Annotated in this window: 5 protein-coding genes and 1 pseudogene; 4 read left to right on the top strand and 2 right to left on the bottom strand. The window is 73.9% G+C overall.

The window, feature by feature from the left end; all coding sequences use genetic code 11:
* A pseudogene (locus RIF68_RS32115) lies at positions 1-512 on the bottom strand (oxidoreductase); the annotation flags it as partial.
* Between the two features lie 64 nt (positions 513-576).
* On the opposite strand from RIF68_RS32115, the gene RIF68_RS32110 reads away from it, so the two are divergent.
* From RIF68_RS32110 to RIF68_RS32095, 4 genes are read left to right on the top strand one after another with little or no spacing between them, the layout of a single operon-like run.
* On the top strand, positions 577-897 hold the full coding sequence (locus RIF68_RS32110; RefSeq protein WP_309054786.1) for a multidrug efflux SMR transporter: 321 nt from the start codon (positions 577-579) through the stop codon (positions 895-897).
* Positions 897-1,559: a TetR family transcriptional regulator gene (locus RIF68_RS32105; RefSeq protein ID WP_309054785.1), complete on the top strand. Its 663-nt coding sequence runs from the start codon at positions 897-899 to the stop codon at positions 1,557-1,559. Before RIF68_RS32110 ends, RIF68_RS32105 begins: the two co-directional genes overlap by 1 nt.
* A 44-nt stretch (positions 1,560-1,603) precedes the next feature.
* The gene (gene dapD, locus RIF68_RS32100) at positions 1,604-2,587 is read left to right on the top strand and encodes a 2,3,4,5-tetrahydropyridine-2,6-dicarboxylate N-succinyltransferase (RefSeq protein WP_309054784.1); all 984 of its coding nucleotides are present in this window, start codon (positions 1,604-1,606) and stop codon (positions 2,585-2,587) included.
* A 60-nt stretch (positions 2,588-2,647) separates the two neighbouring features.
* Positions 2,648-2,866, top strand: a complete 219-nt coding sequence (locus RIF68_RS32095) for a hypothetical protein (RefSeq protein WP_309054783.1) — start codon at positions 2,648-2,650, stop codon at positions 2,864-2,866.
* Here RIF68_RS32095 and RIF68_RS32090 read toward each other — a convergent pair.
* Positions 2,845-3,249, bottom strand: a 405-nt coding sequence (locus tag RIF68_RS32090) for a dihydrodipicolinate synthase family protein (protein WP_309054782.1), incomplete at its 5' end; no start/stop codon positions are given. The two genes, RIF68_RS32095 and RIF68_RS32090, sit on opposite strands and share 22 nt — an antisense overlap.

Genomic DNA, 3,249 nt, shown 5'->3' with positions numbered 1-3,249 from the left:
AGCAGGGGCAGCGCCAGGGCGAGACTGGTGAGGACCACCGTCCCGAGCACGGACGGCATGCGGGCCCAGGAGCGGCGCCAGAGCGTGCCGAAGGTGAGCGAGCGGCCGAGGACGGCCTCCTGGACCACGGCGGGGCAGGCGGCGGCCATCACCGCGTTGGCGCACAGGACGACGAGCGTCCCGGCGATCCAGACGCAGATGAAGGCGAAGAGGAGCGGCCGGACGTCGTCCCAGGGCGGCTCCTGGCCCTCCGGGGTGTCGAACACCGCGGGGAAGAGGTCGCCCACCGCGGCGAACGCGAGCAGCAGGGCGGCCCCCACGAGCAGGATGGCTCCGCCGTAGACGGCGGCCGCGAGTCCGAGCAGCTGCTTCCAGTGGCGGCCGAAGGTGCCGAAGGCGCCGGAGAGGATCGCGCCGAGGCCGAGCGGCGCGAGGGGTATCACGCCGGGCTTCGGCGGCGGGGGCGGCGGCGCGTAGCCGTAGCCGTAGGGCGGGCCTGGGGGGTACGTCATGCGGGACACCGTATCCGCAGCCGATGTGTACGGTCGTACACCTCCCCTGTGTACGCTCGTACACATGGGATACGGACTGCTCGCGGGCGCCATCGTGGCGGAGATCCTCGCCACCACCTCGATGAAGTACAGCGACGGCTTCACCAGGCTGTGGCCCTCGGTGATCACCGGCGTCGGCTACGTCGTCGCCTTCGCGCTCCTCGCGCAGGCCCTCAAGACGCTCCAGGTCGGCACCGCGTACGCCATCTGGTCCGGGGTCGGCACCGCCGCCGTCGCCGCCCTCGGCATCCTCTTCCTCGGCGAGACCCTCAGCCTCGCCAAGATCGCCGGGATCGTGCTCATCATCGCCGGGGTGGTCGTCCTCAACCTCGGGGGCGCGCACTGATGGCCCGCCCCCGCCGCCACGACCCCGAGCGGCGCGAACGGATCGTCGACGCGGCCCTGCGGGTGGTCGCCCGGCGGGGGATCGCGGGCCTGAGCCACCGCACCGCCGCCGCCGAGGCAGACGTGCCGCTGGGCTCCACCACGTACCATTTCGCCTCCCTCGACGAACTGCTCGTCGCCGCGCTCCGCAAGGCCTGCGAGGGCTTCGGGCGGCGGCTGCGCGAGCACCCGGCCCTGGCGGATCCGGCGACCGGCCTCGCCCCCGCCCTCGCCGGACTCCTGGCGGAGTGGCTCGACGGCGCGCGGACGGGGGCGGAGCTGGAGTACGAGCTCTACCTCGCCGCCCTGCGCCGCCCCGCCCTGCGCCCGGTCGCCGCCGAGTGGACCGAGGCCGTCGCCGCGGCGCTCGCCCGTCGCACCGACCCCGCCACCGCCCGCGCCGTGATCGCCCTCATGGACGGCATCTGCCTCCAGGCGCTCCTGACCGGCGGCCGGTACGACGAGGGGTACGCGCGCGAGATGCTCGCGCGCGTCCTGCGCGAGGAGCCGTGCACCGGGGGACGGGGAGCGGCGGGTGGCCGGGGCGCCGGGGAACCGGAGGAAGGACCGAACCCGCCGGCCGGCGGTTCGTCGCAACCGCCGGGGGAGCGGACCGACTCCTGAGACCGGTTGGCCCGCGCGGGGCCCGGCCGGTTAGGTTTTCCGTCATGACCACTGCTCCTCGCACCACCGGCGCCGTCGCCGCCGGCCTCGCCACCCTCGCCGGTGACGGCACCGTTCTCGACACCTGGTTCCCCGCTCCCGAGCTGACCGACGCGCCCGGCCCCGCCGGCACCGAGCGCCTCACCCCCGAGGCGGCGGTGAACGCCCTCGGCGAGGGCGCCGCCAAGGCCCTCGGCGTGGACGCCCGCCGGGGCGTCGAGGTGGTCGCCGTCCGCACCGTCATCGCCTCGCTCGACGAGAAGCCGCTCGACGCGCACGACGCCTACCTGCGCCTGCACCTGCTGAGCCACCGGCTCGTCAAGCCGCACGGCCAGAGCCTCGACGGTGTCTTCGGCCTCCTCGCCAACGTCGCCTGGACCTCGCTCGGCCCGGTCGCCGTGGACGACATCGAGAAGGTGCGGCTCAACGCCCGCGCCGAGGGCCTGCACCTCCAGGTGACCTCGATCGACAAGTTCCCCCGCATGACCGATTACGTCGTGCCCACCGGCGTCCGCATCGCCGACGCCGACCGGGTCCGCCTCGGCGCCCACCTGGCCGCCGGCACCACCGTCATGCACGAGGGTTTCGTCAACTTCAACGCCGGCACCCTCGGCACCTCCATGGTCGAGGGCCGCATCTCCGCCGGTGTCGTCGTCGGCGACGGCTCCGACATCGGCGGCGGCGCCTCCACCATGGGCACGCTGTCCGGCGGTGGCAACGTCGTCATCTCGATCGGCGAGCGCTGCCTGATCGGCGCCGAGGCGGGCGTCGGCATCGCCCTCGGCGACGAGTGCGTCGTGGAGGCCGGCCTGTACGTCACCGCCGGCACCCGGGTCACCATGCCCGACGGCCAGATCGTCAAGGCCCGCGAGCTCTCCGGCGCCTCGAACATCCTCTTCCGCCGCAACTCGGTCACCGGCGCCGTCGAGGCCCGCCCGAACAACGCGGTCTGGGGCGGCCTGAACGACATCCTCCACAGCCACAACTGATCCGGTGACTCCGCGTTAACAAGGCGCGGGGTCACCTGAACGGATCAACGAGGAGTCGACATGAGGACCAGGCACGTGATCGCCGGACTGCTCACGGCGGTGGCGGTACTGCTGCCGGCGGGGGCGGCCCTGGCCGACGAGACCCACACCCACCAGGGACCCGAGGTCACCAACGGGCCGGGTCTCCGGCTCCACACGGGGCAGATCGACGACCCGCTGGAGGACGTCCTCGAGCACGCCGCGATCCTCGGCCGGACCTACACCACCGACTCCGCCTGAACCAGGGCCTCGTACGCCGCCCGCAGCCCGTCGACCGCCGGCCGGTCGGCGGGCTGCAGCGGTTCGCGCACCGGCCCGCCCAGCAGCGCCTTGACCGCCACGGTGCCCGGCAGACCCGAGGCCATCATCAGCTCGGCCAGGGGCAGGGTCCGCGCGTGGAGCCGGGCCGCCCGCGCCGTGTCGCCCGCGTCGAAGGCGTCCAGCACCTCACGGAGCTGACGGGGCGCCACATTGGCCACGGTGCTGATCCAGCCCGCGCCGCCGAGCGCGTACAGCGGCAGGTTCAGCTCCTCGCAGCCCGAGTAGTACGCGAGGGGGGTCTCGGCGATCAGCCGCCCCGCGGCGTACAGGTCGTAGGAGCAGTCCTTCACCGCCACGATCCG

It is taken from the genome of Streptomyces sp. (genome assembly GCF_031178505.1).
Lineage (GTDB): Bacteria > Actinomycetota > Actinomycetes > Streptomycetales > Streptomycetaceae > Streptomyces > Streptomyces gulbargensis.
The sequence above is the reverse complement of the archived record's forward strand: the minus strand, read 5'-3'. Positions and strand labels throughout refer to the sequence as shown.